We start from the raw sequence: 3,911 nt of genomic DNA on the forward strand, positions 1-3,911 counted from the left end.
GTATGATGTTATCTTATACTGAAGAGAATTACCTGAAAGCACTGTATAAAATATGCAGTCAATGTGACGGAAGGCCCGAAGCTGGCACCAATGAAATGGCAGCCTATTTAGGTGTTAAACCCGCCACAGCCACCGACATGTTCAAAAAACTGAAAGATAAAGGTTTGGTGGATTATGAACGATATGGGAAAATCTCACTAACAGAGATTGGGAAAAATAATGCCTTAACCATCTTAAGAAAACATCGCCTTTGGGAAACCTTCTTGTATCAAAAACTGGATTTCAGCTGGGATGAGGTGCATGAGGTTGCAGAACAGCTAGAACATATTCAGTCTGAGAAACTGGTAACTAAGTTGGAAGATTTTTTGGGTTATCCTGAATTTGATCCCCACGGCGATCCTATTCCTAAGGCGAATGGTGAAATGCCTGCTACGGTTAAAATGATTCTTTCGGATATTAAAATCGGAGAGAGTTGTCAGGTTGTTGCAGTAAAGGATACATCTGTTGTATTTTTACAATACCTAAAGCGATTGGGCATTAGTATCGGAACAAAAATCACTGTTATTGAAAAAGTTTCATTCGATAGCTCTCTTCACCTATCCATAGATGATCAGGAAGCCCGAAATGTTTCAGTTAAGTTTGCAGACAGTTTATTTGTAGCCAAATAACAATTTAAAAATTATGTCAACAGAAATAAAATGCCCTAATTGCTCCCATTCTTTTCCTATAGAGGAGGTCATGGCTGAAGAATATAAAAAAGATCTCCGTGAGAAAATGATGTCCTTTACCAAACAAAAGGAAGAAGAATTTAAGCAAAAGCAAATAGAGTTTGCACAACAGCAAAAGCTGTTGGAACAAACTTTTGAACAGAGAGAAAAACAACAGTCGAAGCTTTTTGAGGATCAGCTGGCTAATGAGAAGAAACAGCTTCAGGAAACCTTGGAGGAAAATCTGCGAAAAACCATCAGTGGTGATTTCGAGAACAGACTCCAACTGCTTGACAATGCAAATAAAGAACAGGAAGAAAAACTAAAACTTGCCCGCTCGAAAGAACTCGAATTCTTAAAAAGAGAGCAAGAAATCAAAAATAAGGAAGAAGAACTCGAACTTCAGATGCAACGTAAACTTCAGGAACAACGTGCAGAACTTGTAGAACAAATCCGTAAACAGGAGGCTGAAAAAAGCACACTGAAAGAGACAGAACATCAACTTAGAGTAAAGGAACTAGAAAAACAACTGGACGATCAAAAAAAGCTGGCGGAAGAAATGAAACGTAAAGCAGAGCAAGGCTCTATGCAATTGCAAGGCGAGGTCCAGGAACTTATCCTTGAAGAATTGCTCAGAAACGCTTTCCCTTTTGATTTGGTTACAGAAGTAGGAAAAGGAGTTAGGGGCGCGGATTGTATCCATCATATACGTAATCAGTTTGGGCAGGAATGCGGCAAGATCATCTATGAGAGCAAGCGTACAAAAGATTTCTCCATGGATTGGATTGAAAAGCTAAAAAAAGACATGCGTAGCGTTGGCGTGGATGTAGCGGTGATTGTTACACAAGCCTATCCAAAGGGAATGGATTGTTTTGGAGAAAAGGATGGGGTTTGGATTTGCTCCTTTGATGAGGTAAAAGCCGTCTCCTACATGCTTAGAGATGGCATTGTAAAATTATTTACAGCAAATAAATCTCAGGAAAACAGAGGAGATAAAATGCATATGCTTTATGATTATCTAACCAGTAATGAGTTTTCTGAACAATGGAAAGCCATTAGGGAAGGATTTATGAGCATGAAGCTTTCCATACAAAAAGAACGCGATGCAATGGAAAGACTATGGAAGGCACGGGAAAAGCAACTGGAAAAGGTACTTCTTAATGCAGCTCATATAAGAGGCTCTGTAGAAGGCATAGCCGGAACCGACAGTATCCAGTTACACCTTACCGATGAAGAGGATGACGCTTTATTACTAGAGTAGTTTCAAGGCAAACAGGAAATCCTTCCTTAAAAAGACCAGGCAACAAAACGGCTGATTTTTTGTCCTTGCGCCATCTCCATCGTCTGTACATGTAATGCGCCTGCTTTTTCCGCATAGCCATAAACAAAAGGAAGGTTTGAACTTTTTGAAACAAGCGTAGTGAACCATTTGCACTGTCCCGAAAATTTATGACTTTCCTCTATCATGGTACGGATAAAACTCAACTCCCCACCCTGGCACCAAAGCTCGACGTTCTGCCCTCCAAAATTAAGTACGTTCTTCGGCTTACCTAAATTACGGAGTTTACGTTGTGTTCCCGCAGCCGCTTCGGCAGCAGAAGCATGAAAGGGTGGATTGCACAGACTCATATCAAAAGATTCACCAGGTTTTATAATGCCTTCAAAAATATGCCGGGGATTCCGTTGCAGACGAATTTGTATTGCACCGTTTAAAGTCTCGTTAGCAGAAATAATATTCTCGGCAGATTTTACCGCTCCTCGATCGACATCAGATCCTACAAAGGTCCAGCCATATTCCTGGTGTCCAATAATAGGATAAATACAGTTAGCACCTGTTCCAATATCCAGTACTTTAACAGATTTCCCAGTAGGAATTACACCATTATTTGACTCCGCTAACAGATCTGCCAAATAGTGAATATAATCAGCACGCCCTGGAATCGGCGGACAAAGATAATTTTCTGGAATATCCCAATGCTTTATTTGATAATACCGGGCAAGCAACGCTTTGTTCAACATTTTAACTGCATTGGGATCAGCAAAATCAATAGATTCATCTCCATAGGGATTTATAAAGACAAAGTCCCGCAGGTCCGGACAACTTTTCACTAAAAGCGAAAAATCATATCTGGACCGATGCTTATTTCTGGGATGCAATTGTTTCTTTTCTTCTTTTGAGTCGGTTCCCATAGATTGTCGTTGCTGTGTTTTATCTTTACGCTGCAAATTAAAGTGTTTAGTTTAGCATTATTGACGTTTTAATCGAAAAAGATATGTCAAAGTTTATACGAGGTTTTGGTTTTGCAGGCAAAGGGCTCTATTATGCATTTCGCACACAGGTCAACTTCAGATTTCACTGTGGTGCCGCCTTGGTCGTGGTATTTTTTGGATGGTACTTTAATCTGAACCAAACAGAATGGCTGTGGATTCTGCTATCAATAGCCATAGTATTGTTTTTGGAGTTGATTAACACTGCAATTGAAGCCCTTGTTGATCTGATTTCACCTGCATATCATCAGAAAGCTGGCATAGCAAAAGACACTGCAGCTGCAGCCGTATTAATAGCCGCACTCCTTGCTGCTTCGATTGGCTTAATCATTTTTGTACCAAAAATCATATAAATGCTGCATAAAACCAGAGGAATCGTTCTAAAAACCACATTGTATGGCGAAGGTAGCGTAATTGTGCAAGTTTTTACCGAAAAATTTGGCATCCAGTCTTATATTATTAATGGGGTTAAAAAGCCTAAAGCTAAAATCCGGATGAATATGCTTCAACCTCTGCATTTGCTGGACATGGTGGTTTACCATAAAGCAAATACCAGTTTGCAGCGTATTTCGGAATTGAGAACATCTCCAATATTCAGAACGATACCTTATGATATCGTTAAAAGTTCTATCATTCTGTTTCTAAATGAAGTATTGTATAAGAGTATAAGGCAACAGCACACAGACGAGAATTTATTCAGCTTCATTTTCAATGCTGTATCCTGGTTTGACGAATGCGAAATGGCAGACACCAGCTTTCACCTTGCGTTTTTACTAAAGCTATCTCGTTTCCTTGGATTTGCTCCCCGAACAGAAAATAAAAACGGGCAGAACTACTTCGATTTGCAAGAAGGTGAATTTAAATCTATGCCCCCTGTCCACCCGCATTTCATGAACAAAACAGAGGCTGATCTATTTATTTCTCTATTTTCTACAC

General features: G+C 39.7%; 5 protein-coding genes. 4 read left to right on the forward strand and 1 reads right to left on the reverse strand.

What is annotated here, in order from left to right:
* The coding region (locus tag DBR11_RS24420; protein WP_233260890.1) for a metal-dependent transcriptional regulator at positions 1-668 on the forward strand (668 nt) is incomplete at its 5' end.
* Between the two features lie 13 nt (positions 669-681).
* Complete coding sequence (locus DBR11_RS24425) at positions 682-1,968, forward strand: DUF2130 domain-containing protein (protein ID WP_233260891.1); 1,287 nt, start codon at positions 682-684, stop codon at positions 1,966-1,968.
* Between the two features lie 26 nt (positions 1,969-1,994).
* Here the strand turns inward: DBR11_RS24425 and rlmF are convergent, their stop codons facing one another.
* The gene (rlmF, locus tag DBR11_RS24430) at positions 1,995-2,933 is read right to left on the reverse strand and encodes a 23S rRNA (adenine(1618)-N(6))-methyltransferase RlmF (RefSeq protein ID WP_369974451.1); all 939 of its coding nucleotides are present in this window, start codon (positions 2,931-2,933) and stop codon (positions 1,995-1,997) included.
* 47 nt (positions 2,934-2,980) lie between these two features.
* Between rlmF and DBR11_RS24435 the strand changes: the two genes are divergently transcribed.
* Entirely contained in the window at positions 2,981-3,328 is a 348-nt protein-coding gene (locus DBR11_RS24435) for a diacylglycerol kinase family protein (protein ID WP_108555201.1), read from the forward strand.
* Positions 3,329-3,911 (forward strand): DNA repair protein RecO (gene recO / locus DBR11_RS24440; protein WP_108555202.1); only part of this gene is annotated, 583 nt, incomplete at its 3' end. It abuts the gene before it with no gap.

The organism is Pedobacter sp. HMWF019 (genome assembly GCF_003061025.1).
GTDB lineage: Bacteria > Bacteroidota > Bacteroidia > Sphingobacteriales > Sphingobacteriaceae > Pedobacter.